The organism is Variovorax sp. VaC1, from assembly GCF_043658315.1.
GTDB lineage: Bacteria > Pseudomonadota > Gammaproteobacteria > Burkholderiales > Burkholderiaceae_C > Variovorax.
Map to the genome: position 1 here is coordinate 771,139 of NZ_JBIGLT010000002.1, position 14,462 is coordinate 785,600.

At 65.9% G+C, this 14,462-nt stretch carries 15 protein-coding genes; 9 read left to right on the forward strand and 6 right to left on the reverse strand.

The window, feature by feature from the left end; genetic code table 11:
* Positions 1-17: 17 nt before the first annotated feature.
* Positions 18-509 (forward strand): MarR family winged helix-turn-helix transcriptional regulator, encoded by a 492-nt coding sequence (locus tag ACGLHS_RS10595; RefSeq protein WP_394479393.1) that lies wholly within the window; start codon positions 18-20, stop codon positions 507-509.
* Positions 510-518: 9 nt separating this feature from the next.
* On the opposite strand, the gene ACGLHS_RS10600 is transcribed toward ACGLHS_RS10595, so the two are convergent.
* Positions 519-1,172, reverse strand: coding sequence for a TetR/AcrR family transcriptional regulator (locus tag ACGLHS_RS10600; protein WP_093247389.1), 654 nt, complete (start codon positions 1,170-1,172; stop codon positions 519-521).
* A gap of 130 nt (positions 1,173-1,302) precedes the next feature.
* Between ACGLHS_RS10600 and ACGLHS_RS10605 the strand changes: the two genes are divergently transcribed.
* From ACGLHS_RS10605 to ACGLHS_RS10625, 5 genes are all read left to right on the forward strand, one after another.
* The gene (locus ACGLHS_RS10605) at positions 1,303-1,740 is read left to right on the forward strand and encodes a VOC family protein (RefSeq protein ID WP_093247390.1); all 438 of its coding nucleotides are present in this window, start codon (positions 1,303-1,305) and stop codon (positions 1,738-1,740) included.
* A gap of 49 nt (positions 1,741-1,789) precedes the next feature.
* Positions 1,790-2,317, forward strand: coding sequence for an SRPBCC family protein (locus ACGLHS_RS10610; protein WP_394479396.1), 528 nt, complete (start codon positions 1,790-1,792; stop codon positions 2,315-2,317).
* A gap of 71 nt (positions 2,318-2,388) precedes the next feature.
* Positions 2,389-2,808, forward strand: coding sequence for a VOC family protein (locus tag ACGLHS_RS10615; protein ID WP_093247392.1), 420 nt, complete (start codon positions 2,389-2,391; stop codon positions 2,806-2,808).
* 44 nt (positions 2,809-2,852) lie between these two features.
* Complete coding sequence (locus tag ACGLHS_RS10620; protein WP_394479399.1) at positions 2,853-4,325, forward strand: DHA2 family efflux MFS transporter permease subunit; 1,473 nt, start codon at positions 2,853-2,855, stop codon at positions 4,323-4,325.
* A gap of 67 nt (positions 4,326-4,392) precedes the next feature.
* Positions 4,393-4,752, forward strand: a complete 360-nt coding sequence (locus ACGLHS_RS10625) for a DUF1428 domain-containing protein (protein WP_093247394.1) — start codon at positions 4,393-4,395, stop codon at positions 4,750-4,752.
* 24 nt (positions 4,753-4,776) lie between these two features.
* Here the strand turns inward: ACGLHS_RS10625 and ACGLHS_RS10630 are convergent, their stop codons facing one another.
* The 3 genes from ACGLHS_RS10630 to ACGLHS_RS10640 form a co-directional block, all read right to left on the reverse strand.
* Positions 4,777-5,535 (reverse strand): sulfite exporter TauE/SafE family protein, encoded by a 759-nt coding sequence (locus ACGLHS_RS10630; RefSeq protein ID WP_394479401.1) that lies wholly within the window; start codon positions 5,533-5,535, stop codon positions 4,777-4,779.
* 146 nt (positions 5,536-5,681) lie between these two features.
* On the reverse strand, positions 5,682-6,536 hold the full coding sequence (locus ACGLHS_RS10635) for an intradiol ring-cleavage dioxygenase (RefSeq protein ID WP_394479403.1): 855 nt from the start codon (positions 6,534-6,536) through the stop codon (positions 5,682-5,684).
* A 179-nt stretch (positions 6,537-6,715) separates the two neighbouring features.
* Positions 6,716-7,747 (reverse strand): LacI family DNA-binding transcriptional regulator, encoded by a 1,032-nt coding sequence (locus ACGLHS_RS10640; protein ID WP_394479405.1) that lies wholly within the window; start codon positions 7,745-7,747, stop codon positions 6,716-6,718.
* A 196-nt stretch (positions 7,748-7,943) separates the two neighbouring features.
* On the opposite strand from ACGLHS_RS10640, the gene ACGLHS_RS10645 reads away from it, so the two are divergent.
* The 3 genes from ACGLHS_RS10645 (at position 7,944) to ACGLHS_RS10655 (ending at position 11,966) form a co-directional block, all read left to right on the forward strand.
* Positions 7,944-9,296: a GntP family permease gene (locus tag ACGLHS_RS10645; protein ID WP_093247398.1), complete on the forward strand. Its 1,353-nt coding sequence runs from the start codon at positions 7,944-7,946 to the stop codon at positions 9,294-9,296.
* 46 nt (positions 9,297-9,342) lie between these two features.
* Positions 9,343-10,902, forward strand: a complete 1,560-nt coding sequence (gntK, locus tag ACGLHS_RS10650; RefSeq protein WP_394479407.1) for a gluconokinase — start codon at positions 9,343-9,345, stop codon at positions 10,900-10,902.
* Between the two features lie 170 nt (positions 10,903-11,072).
* Entirely contained in the window at positions 11,073-11,966 is an 894-nt protein-coding gene (locus ACGLHS_RS10655) for a helix-turn-helix domain-containing protein (RefSeq protein ID WP_394479409.1), read from the forward strand.
* A gap of 190 nt (positions 11,967-12,156) precedes the next feature.
* On the opposite strand, the gene ACGLHS_RS10660 is transcribed toward ACGLHS_RS10655, so the two are convergent.
* Positions 12,157-13,881, reverse strand: coding sequence for a ShlB/FhaC/HecB family hemolysin secretion/activation protein (locus tag ACGLHS_RS10660; protein WP_394479411.1), 1,725 nt, complete (start codon positions 13,879-13,881; stop codon positions 12,157-12,159).
* 67 nt (positions 13,882-13,948) lie between these two features.
* On the reverse strand, positions 13,949-14,449 hold the full coding sequence (locus tag ACGLHS_RS10665; RefSeq protein WP_394479413.1) for an Imm6 family immunity protein: 501 nt from the start codon (positions 14,447-14,449) through the stop codon (positions 13,949-13,951).
* Positions 14,450-14,462: the final 13 nt, after the last annotated feature.

Here is a 14,462-nt window from a genome sequence, read left to right on the forward strand (position 1 = left end):
GCGGTTACGCTCTTGCCATGCGCCCTTCACCGAAACCCGTCCCCGCGAAAGGCGAGCTGACCGCGGCGCCGCAAGGCAAGTCCGACCGGCTCGACGCGCGCATGCTCGAAACCCTGGTCGGCTACAACGCCCGCCGTGCATGGCTGGTCGTCAGCGACCTTTTTGCGGAGCGCATGGCGCCCTACGGGCTCAAGCAGATCGATTTTTCGGTGCTGTCACTGCTGGCGCACAACCCGGGCGCGACGTCGCGGCAGCTGTGCAACACGCTCGACATATTGCCGCCGAACCTCGTGAGCCTGGTGGCCACGCTGGACAGCCGGGGCTTGATCGAGCGCAGGCCGCATCCGCATGACGGCCGCGCCGTGGGACTGCACCTGACGGCGGCCGGCGAGACGCTGGTGCGCGAGGCCGAGCAGGCCGTGGTGCAGCTCGAAGCCGATGCCAGTGCCAAGCTCACGGCACGCGAGCGCGAAGCGCTCATCAGGCTGCTGCAGAAGATCTACCTGTAGCTCAACCGCTCAGAGGCCGCGCTCGACCATGTCGATCAGGCGCTGGCCGAGCGAATGGACGGCGGCGGCATCGGTGCCGCGCAAGGGCCCGTCGATGACCAGCAGCGCCAGGCCGTGCACGGCCGACCACGCGAAGTATTCGGCGTCGGGGCGGCGTGCCGGATCGAGCACGCCCGCCTCCACCAGCCGGTCGATGGCAGCGCTGAGCAACTGGAAGGAATCGAGCCCGCTGGCACCGGCCCTTGCCGGACCCAACTCGCCGTTGCCCTCGTCGGAAATCACGAACGCAGTGCGGAACAGGCCGGGCTCGGCCTGCGCGAACCGCAGGTAGGCGGTGCCGATGGCACGCACCTGCGCCCGCGCGAAGTCGGCAGGCGGCTGGTCGCAGGGCAGCACGGCCAGTTCTTTTTCCATCGCGCTGGCCGCCGCCGACAGGGCCGCTTCGCGCACCGCCAGCAGCAGCTCCTGCCGGCTGCCGAAGTGGCGGTAGGCCGCATTCGGCACCACGCCCACGCGCCGCGTGGCCTCGCGCAACACCACCGCATCGGGGCCGCCATCGCGGGCCAACTCGATGCCCGCGTCCAGCAGCGCGCGGCGCAGATCGCCATGGCGATAGGTGCTGCGGGCGGCGGGCAGGCCGGCGGGGACGTTGTTGAGCTTCATTGCTTCTCCATGTGGACACTGTCCATTATCTCTGCTATTCTTTGTGGACGGTGTACACAAACTAATCCAATCGTTTGCGGCCTGAGACACCGGAGGCCCACCCCCACACCTTTTCGCCAAAGGAACTGTCATGAAAGTCCAGTCTTACCTCTCGTTCGAGGGCCGTTGCGACGAAGCCCTCGGCTTCTACAAGAAGGCGCTCGGCGCCGAAGTTCTCCAGCTGCTGCGCTACAGCGAAGCGCCGGCACCCGCGCCTTCGGACAACGCCGACGCCAGCTGCGGCGGCGCCATGCCCGCCGGCGACAAGGTGATGCACTCGGTCGTGCGCATCGGCGAAACCGAACTGATGGCCTCCGACGGCCGCTGCTCGGGCCAGGCCGAATTCAAGGGCGTCATGCTGGCGCTCACCGCCAACAGCGATGCCGACGCGCACAAGTGGTTCGACGCGCTGGCCGACGGCGGCCAGGTGATGCAGCCGCTGATCCCGACCTTCTTCACCTCCAGCTTCGGCATGCTCACCGACCGCTTCGGCGTGGGCTGGCTGCTGGTCGTCAAGCAGCCGGGCTGACCGGCATTTCTTCTTCTCCACCACTCACACCGGGACTCAGGAACACCCCATGCTCAAGACCATTGCCCTTGTCGTCGTCGCCGCCATCGCCGCGCTGCTGATCTTCGCGGCCACGCGCCCCGACACCTTCCGGGTGGAACGCACCGCGCGCATCCAGGCACCGGCCGAGAAGATCTTTCCGCTCATCGACGACTTTCACCGCTGGGGCACATGGTCGCCCTACGAAAAGCTCGATCCCGAGATGAAGCGCACCTTCGGCGGCAGCGCCAGCGGCAAGGGCGCCACCTATGCCTGGGACAGCAAGGGCAAGGCGGGCGCGGGCCGCATGGAAATCGTCGAGTCCTCGCCTTCTTCCAAGATCGCGATCAACCTCGACTTCACGAGCCCCATGGAAGGCCACAACCTGGCGGAGTTCACGCTGCAGCCGCAAGGCGATGCCACCATGGTCACCTGGTCGATGCAGGGCAAGAGCCCCTACGTCGCCAAGCTGATGGGCATCTTCTTCAACATGGACCAGATGATCGGCAAGGATTTCGAGGCCGGCCTTGCCAACCTCAAGACAGCGACAGAAAAGTAAACCGGCCCATTCGACGCGCATCCATTCACCCACACCGGCTCACCTCACCACACCTCGAAGGAAACCTCACCATGTCTCCCATTCACGCTTACCTCACGTTCGACGGCAACGCTGCAGAGGCCATGCGCTTCTACGAGAAAACACTCGGCGGCAAGATGCAGATGATGATGACCATGGGCGAAGCGCCCGGTGCCGAGCAGTTCCCGCCCGGCGCGGCGAATCGCATCATGCATGCGGCGCTGACCTACGGCGACGGCATGCTGATGGCCTCCGACAGCATGCCCGGCATGCCCTATGAAGGCATGAAGGGCTTCGGCGTTGCGCTGACCATCGAGTCCGTTGCCGACGCACAGCGCGTGTTCAACGCCTTCGCCGACGGCGGCCACGTCACCATGCCCTTTGCCAAGACCTTCTGGGTCGAGGCCTTCGGCATGGTCACCGACCGCTTCGGCACCCCCTGGCTGATCAACGGCGGCAAGCCGATGCTCTGACCCTTCCCTTCCTTTTTTTCCGCGTTTCCTGGAGATCACCTCCCATGACCGACACACTCGACAGCCGCAAGCGCTGGCTCGCATTGATGGTTCTGTGCCTTGGCGTCCTGATGATCGTGCTCGACACCACCATCGTGAACGTCGCACTGCCTTCGATCCGCACCGACCTGGGCTTCACCGAAACCTCGCTGGTCTGGGTGGTGAACGCCTACATGCTGACCTTCGGCGGCTTCCTGCTGCTGGGCGGGCGGCTCGGTGACCTCTATGGCCACCGCAAGCTCTTCCTGATCGGCCTCGTTCTCTTCACGCTCGCCTCGCTGACCTGCGGCATCGCCAACTCGCAGGTGCTGCTGGTCGCCGCGCGTGCGGTGCAGGGGCTGGGCGGCGCGGTGGTCTCCGCCGTGTCGCTCTCGCTGATCATGAATCTCTTCACCGAACCGGCCGAGCGCGCCAAGGCCATGGGCGTCTACGGCTTCGTCTGCGCGGGCGGCGGCAGCATCGGCGTGCTGCTCGGCGGCCTGCTCACCAGTTCGTTGAGCTGGCACTGGATCTTTCTGGTGAACCTGCCCATCGGCATTGCCGTGTACGCGTTGTGCGTGGCGCTGCTGCCCAATGCGCGCGGCCAGGCGCACGGCGAAAAGCTCGACGTGGCCGGCGCGGTCACCGTCACGCTGTCGCTCATGCTCGCGGTGTATGGCGTGGTCAATGGCAACGAGGCCGGCTGGGGCTCCACGCAAACGGTGGGCCTGCTCGGTGCCGCCGTGGTGCTGCTGGCCGTGTTCATCACCATCGAGGCGCGCGTGCAGCATCCGCTGATGCCGCTGGGCCTGTTCCGCCTGCGCAGCGTGTCGGTGGCGAACGTGGTGGGCGTGCTGTGGGCGGCGGCGATGTTCGCGTGGTTCTTCATCTCGGCGCTGTACATGCAGCTGGTGCTGAACTACACGCCGATGCAGATCGGGCTGGCCTTCCTGCCGGCCAACGTGATCATGGCGGTGTTCTCGCTGGGCCTGTCGGCCAAACTGGTGATGCGCTTCGGCATCCGCAAGCCGCTCGCGGCCGGGCTGTGGCTCGCGGCCATCGGCCTGGCGCTGTTTGCGCGTGCACCGGTCAACGGCAACTTCGTGGTCGACGTGCTGCCCGGCATGATGCTGCTGGGCCTGGGCGCCGGCATGGCCTTCAACCCGGTGCTGCTGGCGGCCATGAGCGAGGTCAGCCCGGCCGATTCGGGCCTGGCCTCGGGCGTGGTCAACACCGCCTTCATGATGGGCGGCGCACTGGGCCTGGCCGTGCTGGCCAGCGCCGCGGCGGCACGCACCAGCGCGATGGACGCGGCCGGCGCGCAGATGCCGCTGGCGCTCACCGGTGGCTACAACCTTGCGTTTCTTGTCGGCGCCGTGTTCGCGGCGGCGGCGGGTCTGATCGGGGTCTTGCTGCTTCGCACCGCTTCGCCGGCGCAAATGCAGAACAACGAAGAAACGGCAACCCCAGGCACGGCAGGCGGAACGGCGTCGTCTTGAACACGACGCCATGCAAGCGCCCGTCTTTTTTCTTCAACGCTTCTATTCCTTGTTCAGGAGAACATCCATGGCTCGTTATGTGGACGGATTCATCGTTGCCATTCCCACCAAAAACGTCGAGGCCTATCGCAAGCTTGCGCGCAAGGCCGGCAAGGTCTGGATGGAGTACGGCGCACTCGAATACGTGGAGTGCATTGCCGACGACGTGAAGCCCGGCAAGCTCACGTCGTTCCCGCAGAGCGTGAAGCAGAAGGCCGACGAAACGGTGGCCTTCTCGTGGATCACCTACAAGTCGCGCAAGCACCGCGACACGGTGAATGCCAAGGTCATGGCCGACCCGCGCATCGCCTCGATGGACCCGAAGACCATGCCCTTCGATGCCAAGCGCATGATCTTCGGCGGCTTCAAATCCATCGTCGAACTCTGAGCTTGCGCAACACCGGCCTCAAGCTCAGGCGACGAACCCGTCGTAGACGAGCTTGAGGCCCGTGAGCAGCATGCCCAGGTACACGAAGCGGTAGAACCACGTCGCGTCGATGCGGCGTGCGATGCGAGTGCCGACCCACACGCCGAACGGCGCGATCGGCATCAGCACCAGCGAAGTGGCCAGCGTGCGAAAGTCGAGCAGGCCGAGCCACGCATAGGGAATCCACTTGCTGAGATTCACCACGAAGAAAAAGTAGGCCATCGTCGCGGTGAACACCACCGGCGTGAGCCGAAGCGGAATCACGTAGGCATTGATCGGCGGCCCACCCGCATGGGCGATGAAGCTGGTGAAACCCGACACCGTCGTCAGCACCGCACCCACGCCGCGCGAAGGCAACGGGTCATCGGGCTTGGGCGGGAACAGCAGGCGCTGCGCAAGAAACAGCAGCGTGAACACCCCGACGATGCCCGCCACCGTGTGCGGCGAGAGCATGCGGAACAGCAGCGTGCCGATCACCGTGCCCAGCAGCCCGAACGGAATCAGGAACTTCAGCAGCGTGCTGTCGAAGTCGCGCCGGAATGCGGCCAGGCCCAGCAGGTCCATCAGCAGCAACAGCGGCATGAGGATCGCGGCGGCCTGCGGCACGGTGACCGCCAGCGCCATCATCGGCACCGCGAGCGAACCGAAGCCGGCGCCGAAGCCGCTCTTGCTGATGCCGAGCAGCAGCACGGCGGGAATGGCGACCGCATAGAAATGCGGATCGGTGATGAGGGGAAAGACCATGGGAGTGAAGAGCGCAGAAAAAAGCCCGCCGTGGCGGCAGGCTTGGCGAGCGTAGCAGGACAGGCGCGATCTTGCTGGCGAGATGGGCCGTCGTTCAGGCCAGCGCCCACGCCCGGCGGTGCGCGCGTTTTCAGCGCACCGGTTGGTCAGCGCAAATCGGCAGCGTGCCCAGGTGCCTCCGGGTTGAGCACGAAGTCGAAATCGAGCCGCCAGCGGCCGTTGTCCTGCAGCTTCCACGGCGCCACCAGCGACTGGCGCACCGCGAACACCGCGTCGGAGTCGAGCCACTGGTCGCCCTCGCGAAACACGTGGGTGATGAGCCGCTCGTAGCCCGGCGCCTCGATCTTGAAGTGCAGGTGCGCCGGCCGCCACGGATGGCGTTCGGTCGCGCGCAGCAGGTCGCCCACCGGCCCGTCGACCGGGATCGGGTAGGCCTCGGCCAGCACGCTGCGAAAGTGCAGCGAACCATCGGCATCGGTGCGCAGGCGGCCACGGTTCTCGGCATGGTCCAGCCCCTCGTGCTGCACGTCGTAGTGCCCGCCCTCGTCGGCCTGCCACACGTCGACCACCGCACCGGGCACGGGCTCGCCACCGAGGCCGCGCACCGTCGCATGCACGTCGCAGGGGGCACCGCTGGCACCGTTGGCCACGTCGGCGCCGTTTTCGTATTCGGGTGCGCCCTCGAAATAGAACGGGCCGAACACGGTGGCCTCGGTGCAGCCGGCCGGCTTGTCGTTGTTCATCGCGATGGTGAGCATCGACAGGCCCAGCACGTCCGACAGCAGGATGAACTCCTGGCGCTTGTCGTCGCACTTCTGGCCGGTGGCCGTCAGGAACTGGATGCCCTGGAACCATTCGGCCTCGGTGAGCTTCACCTCGCGCGCGAAGGCGTGCAGGTGCTGCACCAGGCTCGTCAGGATCTCGTGCAGGCGCGGATCGGGCGTGTCGGCAAGGCGTGCGAGCACGGCCTGCGTGATGTTGTCCTGGTTGAGGTTGCGCATCGTGGTGTCTCCGGTTGTCTCGTCGATACGGCGCACTGTAGGCCGCACCTCGTTGCACTGAAAGCACCAGGGGCGCAAATGATTTTTCCGGCCAGCGGAACGGTCGCGGATGGGCGTGTCTGCAAAGAGGGGCCAAGGCACGAAAGGTTGTCGTGCCGCGAGGTCGCGCCCCGGTCGACTCAACTGCTCTGCCGCACCATCAGCTCGAAGCCCAGGTCCACCGTGCGCTCGGCCACCGCTTCCGCGCGCATCAGCGCCAGCAGCATGGTGGCCGCGCGCTCGCCGATCGCCTGGCGCGGCGTGCGCACCGTGGTCAGCGGCGGCAGCATCTGGTCGCTGCCGCCGAGGTCGTTGAAGCCGGCGATCGCCACGCGCTCCGGCACCGGCACGCCGCCACGCAGCGCGGCGAGCAACGCCCCCTGGGCAAGGTCGTCGTTGCAATAGAAGATGGCGTCCACGTCGGGATGGCGCGCGAGCAGGTCTTCGAACTGCCGGCCGCCCAACGCGATGGAGGTCGGCCCCGGCACGAGCAGCTCGAGCGCCGGATCGTGGCAGCCGGCCGCGCGCAGCGCCTCGCGATAGCCCTCCAGCCGCAGCATCACGCGCGGATCGAGCTGGCCCGCGGCATAGGCGATGCGCCGGCGGCCGCGCTGCAGCAGGTGCTGCACGATGGCGCGGCCCGCGTCCTGCTGCGAGAACCCCACGCTGTGGATGCCGGGCGCGGTCGAGGTTTCCATCAGGTACACGCAGGGCGCATCGCTGCGCTCGAGCATCCGCAAGGCCGCGGCGCTGCGGTCGAAGCCGGTGAGCAGCACGCCCGCCGGCCGCTGCGAGAGGTAGCTGCGCAGCAGCGCTTCTTCTTGCGCCGGATCGTAGTGGGTCACGCCGATGAGCGACTGGAAGCCGTGCGGCGCCAGCGCGTCCTGCACCGCCTCGAGCAATTCCACGAAGAGCTGGTTGGTCAGCGACGGGATCAGCACCGCCACGTGCGAGCTGCGGGCCGAAGCCAGCGCGCGCGCCGCCACGTTGGGCACGTAGCCGAGCTGGTCGACCGCCGCCTGCACGCGGGCCTGCAGGTCGGGCGACACATTGCGCGCGCCGCGCAGGGCGCGCGACACCGTGATCGGGCTGACGCCTGACACGCGGGCCACGTCATCGAGCGTAACGTGGCTGGAGGAACGGGAGCGAGGGCGCTCGGGGGCGTCGGCCATGGGCGATGAGGTCTAAGGGTTAGTACCAAGATTGGATCGGACAGCGCTGTCCTAGGATAGCGCTGTCCAGCCCTCTGGCCGATTCGGAAAAACCCGAGCGCGCCAAAGAGCTGGTTTTTTTGGATTGTGCGGGATAGCGCTATCCCATTCATCAATCACCAGCCGCCTTCGCAGCGCCTGGATTCAGGAGACACACATGTTCGGAATGAGCAAAGAGGTTTTTCTGCTCGTCGACGCCCTGGTGGCGATCCTCGGGCTGATCCTTCTGATCACGCGCTGGCGCGTGCACCCCTTCATCGCGCTGACGCTGGCCGCGGGCTTCCTGGGCCTCACCTCGGGCATGCCGGTGGAGCTGGTGATGAAGTCCTTCCAGGACGGCTTCGGCGGCGTGCTGGGCTTCGTAGGCATCGTGCTCGGCCTGGGCACCATGCTCGGCAAGATGATGGCCGAGTCGGGCGGCGCCGACCGCATCGCGCGCACGCTGATCGACGCCTTCGGCAAGGAGCGCGTGCACTGGGCCATGATGTTCGCGGCCTTCCTGGTCGGTATTCCGCTGTTCTTCGAGATCGGCTTCGTGCTGCTCATTCCGCTGGTGTTCATCGTGGCGCGGCGCACCGGCGTGTCGCTGATCCGCATCGGCATTCCGCTGCTGGCGGGCCTGTCGGTGGTGCACGGCCTCGTGCCGCCGCACCCGGGGCCGCTGCTGGCCATCGGCGTGTTCGGTGCCGACATCGGCAAGACCATCTTCTACGGCCTCATCGTCGGCCTGCCCACCGCGATGATCGCGGGTCCGATCTTCGGCAAGTTCATCTCGAAGTACGTGCCGGGCGAGGCCTCGCCCGAACTGCTGGAGCAACTGGCGCGCGAACCCGAGGCGCGCGAGCTGCCGGGCTTCGGCATCACGCTCGTCACGGTGCTGCTGCCGGTGGCGCTGATGCTCTTGAAGACCTTCGCCGACGTGGCGCTCGACGACAAGAACATCGTGCGCCAGTGGATGGACTTCATCGGCCATCCGATCACCGCGCTGCTGGCGGCGCTGCTGCTGTCGCTCTACACCTTCGGCATCGCGCGCGGCTTCAGCAACAAGCAGATCATGAAGTTCGTCGACGACAGCCTGGCTCCCACCGCGGCCATCGTGCTGATCATCGGCGCGGGCGGCGGCTTCAAGCAGATGCTGGTGGCCAGCGGCGTGGGCAACGCGATCGGGCAGATGGCGCTGCATGCGCAGGTCTCGCCGATCCTGCTGGCTTGGCTGGTGGCGGGGGTGATCCGCATCGCCACGGGTTCTGCCACGGTCGCCACCATCACCGGCGCGGGCATCGTCGCGCCGCTCGCCACCATGGTGCCGGGCGTGAACCGCGAGCTGCTGGTGCTGGCCACCGGTGCCGGGTCGCTGATCCTCTCGCACGTGAACGACGCGGGCTTCTGGCTGGTCAAGCAATACTTCAACATGACGGTGGCCGAGACCTTCAAGACCTGGACGGTGATGGAAACGCTGATCTCGGTCGTGGCCATCGTGCTCATCATGCTGCTGAGCATGGTCGTCTGAAGGTGACCGCATGAACAAGATCGCATAAGCGAAGGAGACCGAAGCCATGGGCCGCATCGTCATCGGGGTCGATATCGGAACCACCAGCACCAAGGCGGTGGCTTTCACGCCGGCCGGGCGCGTGCTGGCGCACGACACCGTCGAATACCCGCTGCTGCAGCCCGAGGCCGGCGCCGCCGAGCAAGACCCGGAGCTGATCTTCCAGGCGGTGCTCACCACCATCGCCGGCTGCGTGAAGCAAAGCAAGGCAGCGCCTGCCGACGCGCTCGCCGTGTCGTTCAGCGCGGCGATGCACAGCCTGATCCTGATCGACGCCGCGGGCAAGCCGCTCACGCGCAGCATCACCTGGGCCGACCACCGCGCGTCGGCGTGGGCCGAGCGCATCCGCGACGAATGGGACGGCGATGCGATCTACCGCCGCACCGGCACGCCGATCCATCCGATGTCGCCGCTGGCCAAGCTCGTGTGGCTGCGCCACGAGCGCGCCGAACTCTTCGCCAGCGCGGCACGCTTCGTCGGCATCAAGGAATACGTGTTCTTCCGGCTCTTCGGCCAGTGGCAGGTCGACCATTCGATCGCCTCGGCCACGGGGCTCTTCAACATCGAGCGGCTCGACTGGGACGAAGGCGCGCTCGCGCTCGCCGGCGTGCGCGCCGAGCAACTGCCGCGCCCGGTGCCGACCACCTGGCACATCGAAGGCCTGCCGAGCGACGTCGCCGCGCAGCTGGGCCTTGCAACCGACACGCCCTTCGTGATCGGCGCCAACGACGGCGTGCTCTCCAACCTCGGCGTGAACGCGGTGGCGCCAGGCGAAGTGGCCGTGACCATCGGCACCAGCGGCGCGATGCGCACCGTGGTCGACCACCCGATGACCGACCCCGAAGGCCGCACCTTCTGCTACGCACTCGCCGAACGGCGTTGGGTCGTGGGCGGGCCGGTGAACAACGGCGGCATCATCCTGCGCTGGGTGCGCGACGAGTTCGCCTCGGCCGAGGCCGAGACCGCCAAGCGCCTGGGCATCGACACCTATGAGGTGCTCACGCGCATCGCCGAGCGCGTGTCGGCCGGCTCCGAGGGGCTGGTGTTCCACCCCTTCCTCACCGGCGAACGCGCGCCCTACTGGAACGCCGACCTGCGCGGCTCCTTCTTCGGGCTGGGCATCCACCACCGCAAGGAGCACATGATCCGCGCGGTGCTCGAGGGCGTGATCTTCAACCTGTACAGCATCCTGCCGGCGGTCGAGTCGATCGCGGGGCGCAGCGCACACATCAAGGCCACCGGCGGCTTCGCGCGCTCGGGCATGTGGCGCCAGATGATGGCCGACGTGTTCGACCGCGAGGTGGTCGTGCCCGAGAGCTTCGAGAGCTCCTGCCTCGGCGCCGCGGTGCTCGGGCTCTATGCGCTGGGCCATGTCGATTCGCTCGACGTGGTCGCACGCATGGTCGGCGCCACGCACCGCCACACGCCCAACGCCAAGAACGCCGCGCTCTACCGGCAACTGCTGCCGGTGTACCTCTCGCTGCCGCGAAAGCTCAGTGAGGAATACCGGCTGCTCGCCGCGTTCCAGCAGCAGACGGCGGTGCCGCAACCGCCCCGCCAAAGCTGATGCCCTCCCCTTCCTTCGACTGATTGAAGTTGATGCCCGCTGGAGAACTGGTCTTGCTGAACACGATGCCGCTGGCCTCCATGCCCATCTCCAGCCCGCATGCGAAGGCTGCATTGCGCACGCCGCGCGGTCCGCACGGCATCGACCCGACCGCATGGCGCGGCGGCCCCATGCCTGCCGCGACCGTCCAGGCCGACGCGCTCGATTCCAGCGCCACAGTCCACTGCGAAGCGGCCGCCGTGTTCTCGGCCCGCAGGCACGATCCCGCGAGTTGCCTGCACGACCATGAGCTGCATCTGATCGGCGCCATGCCCGCGCGCCTGAGACTGGGCAGCGGCGCGGACGAAGAAACGTACAGCTTCGCGCCCGGCACCGTCGTTCTTCTAGGCCCCCGGTTGCCCCGCAGCCTTGCCTTCGAGCACCGCGTGCCGCCCATCATCGGCACCCCGGACGGCCTCGTGCTGCGCTTCAGCGACGAACCGCTGCGCCGCGGCATGGCGCTCTTTCCGGAACTCGGCGATGTCGGGCCGCTGCTGGCTCGCGCACGGCAAGGTGTGCAGTTCGTCGGGCTGGGTGCGGACACGCGCGCACGGCTGCGACGCATCGAGACGCTGAACGGCCTCGCGCGCTTCGCCGAATTCACCGCGCTGCTGAACGAGCTTGCGCAATGGACCGACTATCACCTGCTCGCTGGTGCCGTCCTTGCCGATGAAACCTTCGACGAAAGCGGTCGTGCGCTGCGCATCCACAAGGCCTTGGACCACATCCGCGACAACTACGCTGACGAACTCTCGCTCGCCGAAGTCGGCGCGATCATCGGCATGCGCGAGAACGCCTTTTCACGCTGCTTTCGCCGCACCACCGGCCAGACCTTCACCGACTTCGTGATCGGCCTGCGCGTGGCAAAGGCCTGCCGCCTGCTGGCGTCGACGCGTCAGCAGGTGAGCAGCATCTGCTACGAGGTGGGGTTCAACAACATCTCGAATTTCAACCGGCATTTTCGAAGGATCAAGGGGATGACGCCGGGGGAGTTTCGGGCGGGGTGCTTGCGGGGTGTTGGGTGAGGGAGCGCGAACCGCACGAACGCATGCGTGGCCGATGCGCTCGCCGAACGCCGCACGCTGGCTGAGCAGCTTGATGCGGGGGAAGGACGGACGAGGCGCCGTCCTTCTTGCGCGGGCTCGCTGTGCTGCGCGCGCCCCTTGAATTCCCCCTGCGCCGCTATTGCAGCCAGGATGGAGTCCGAGGAGAGTTTCAGAAGCTCGCGTTGAGGTTGAAACCCAACGTGACCTTCGCCGTGCGATAGCCCTCGGGCTTGCGGATGGGCGCTCCGACAAAGAAGTCGTAGCTCAACTTGGACCACAGGCCCCGCACACCGATGACAGCACCCGCCAGGCTTCGCCCCAGAAGATCGACGGTGGAGCGACCGCCCACGCGGCCGTAGTCCATGCCCACATATAGCTCTGCGCCGCTCTGGCCCATCGCCCAGCCGATGTCGTTGCGCAGCAGCCAGCCACGCTCACCCAACAGGCTCGTTTCGCCATCGAAGCCACGCACCGTATAGCGCCCGCCGATGGCAAAGCGGTCTTGCGGTGTCAGCGGCGTGCGGTTCCACTGCGCCCGGATCAGGCCCGAGTAGCGCAGCTTCTGCTCACCGAGCTTGAATGGCGTATTCAAACTGATGTCGGCGGTGTAGAGCTTCAGGCGCGAGGTACCGCCGAGCGGCTCGCGGAGGTCCGCGCGGTTGCGGAAAGCGATCTGCTCCGGCGCTTCCCTGGCGCCGAATGCGCCGGTACCGCGCTTATAGGCCAGCGTGCCTTCGAGCGTGGCCTCGCCGATGAACTCCTTGTGGTTCAGGCTCAGTTCCCAGCCGCCGACCACCCGGCGCTGCACATCGAGTTCTTGGTCCTCGACAAAGCTGCGTGACTCGCGGCGCCAGCCCTTGATCGCCGCCGTGGTCTTGCGGCTTTGGTCGCGGTAGAGCAGGCGCGAGAGCTTGATCTCGGCGTTGTTGCTCTTGCCTGCGTAGACGTAACCCTGGTTCAGGCCGGCCACGCTCTGGCGGTACCGGCTGTTGGAAGCAGTGAAGCCCAGGAGCCAGTAGCCATAGGGCAGCGAGTAGTGGACGGTCTGGCCTTCGGTGCCCTTGCCCGGGTCGCCGAACAGATGACCGCTGATGCTGTGGTTGGCGCTGATGTAAAGCAGGTCGTTCAGGCCGAAGGGGTTGTCCAGCGAAACGGTGGCGCCGGATTGGTAGCGGCCCGTGGCCTCGGTGCCGCTGTCGTCCAGGCTCAGGTTGACGCGCCACTTCTTGGATTGGACGTACTTGACGACAAGGTCGCTGTCGCCGGGCTTGGCGTTTGCGGCTGTCGAGGGTTCGATCTGGATGTCGGCTTCGGCGGTGGGGGAACGCTTGAGGTTTTCCAGGCCTTGCTCGATGTCGCGCAGGTTCAGCAGGTCGCCGGGGCGTGCGGGAATGGCTGTGGCAAGCAAGGCTGAGCTGCCGAGCAAGGTCGACGAGGAGTCTGCGGTCGTGCGGATGGCTGCGATGCGGCCTGGCACGAGGGACAGCGTCAAGGTGCCGGTCGACAGATCCTGCGGTGCGGCGAGAACGCGGGTCGTGACGTAACCGCGAGCGATGGCGGCTTGCTGGGCACGGGCGAGGACTACGTTGACCCCGGCGGTGCCGAGGCATCGGCCGATGGGGGAATCGTTGCCATCGGGGCCGGAGAGATCGGCGACGGCCCATTGGAAGGACTCGGACTGTTCGCCGACCAGCAGCACCCGGTCGATGCGAAAGCACGGCGACTCGGCCCCGGGGATGCGCTGGTTTGGCGCAGGAGGCGCAGCCTGTAGACGCTGATCAATAGTGCGCTCGTTCTGCTCGCGCAGTGCTCGCTCACGCTCTTGCTGGCGTTGCTGTTCAACGAAGGGTTGCGGTGTCGTTGGAGACTGCTGCGCTGAGGCGAACAACGGCAAGCAAGCGATAGCGCCAGCGAGACTGCAGGGTTGAAGCCGAATCACAAACAGGCCAAGGCGCCAACGACTACTGATGCCCGTCAACATCTGCCTTTTTTATCGGAGCACCAAAATTCCCTTGATCTCTTCTGGTGAGAGAGATCAAATAGGTTTTGATTTTTTCAATACTCTCTCTTTTCTTCTCAGGCAACGATTGAGAAAGATCAATCAATACGCTCCATTCATTTTCTCCAAAATTATCAATGCTTTCAGATGGGGGCTTATTCACCTCATTGCAGGCATTTAAAGCAGCGAGGCCAATTGAAAGAAAAGCAACAGCCATCGCATGGCTTGCCACTGTTTCCGGCTCATATAGAGTGGATCTAAAAGGTAAATTTATCTCACCGTCAATGTATTGGCAGATTTGATAGGGATCAACCTCATACCCTTCCACCCATTTCCAAGATAATTCTATACCTCGCATTGACAACGCATAATCTTCGTCGGATAAATTGGCGCCATCGAGAAAAAGCTCAGCGATTGAGAGGCCAAGAGCCGTACTTCCTCTTAGAGAGAGATTATAATTCATGATTAAATTTTCT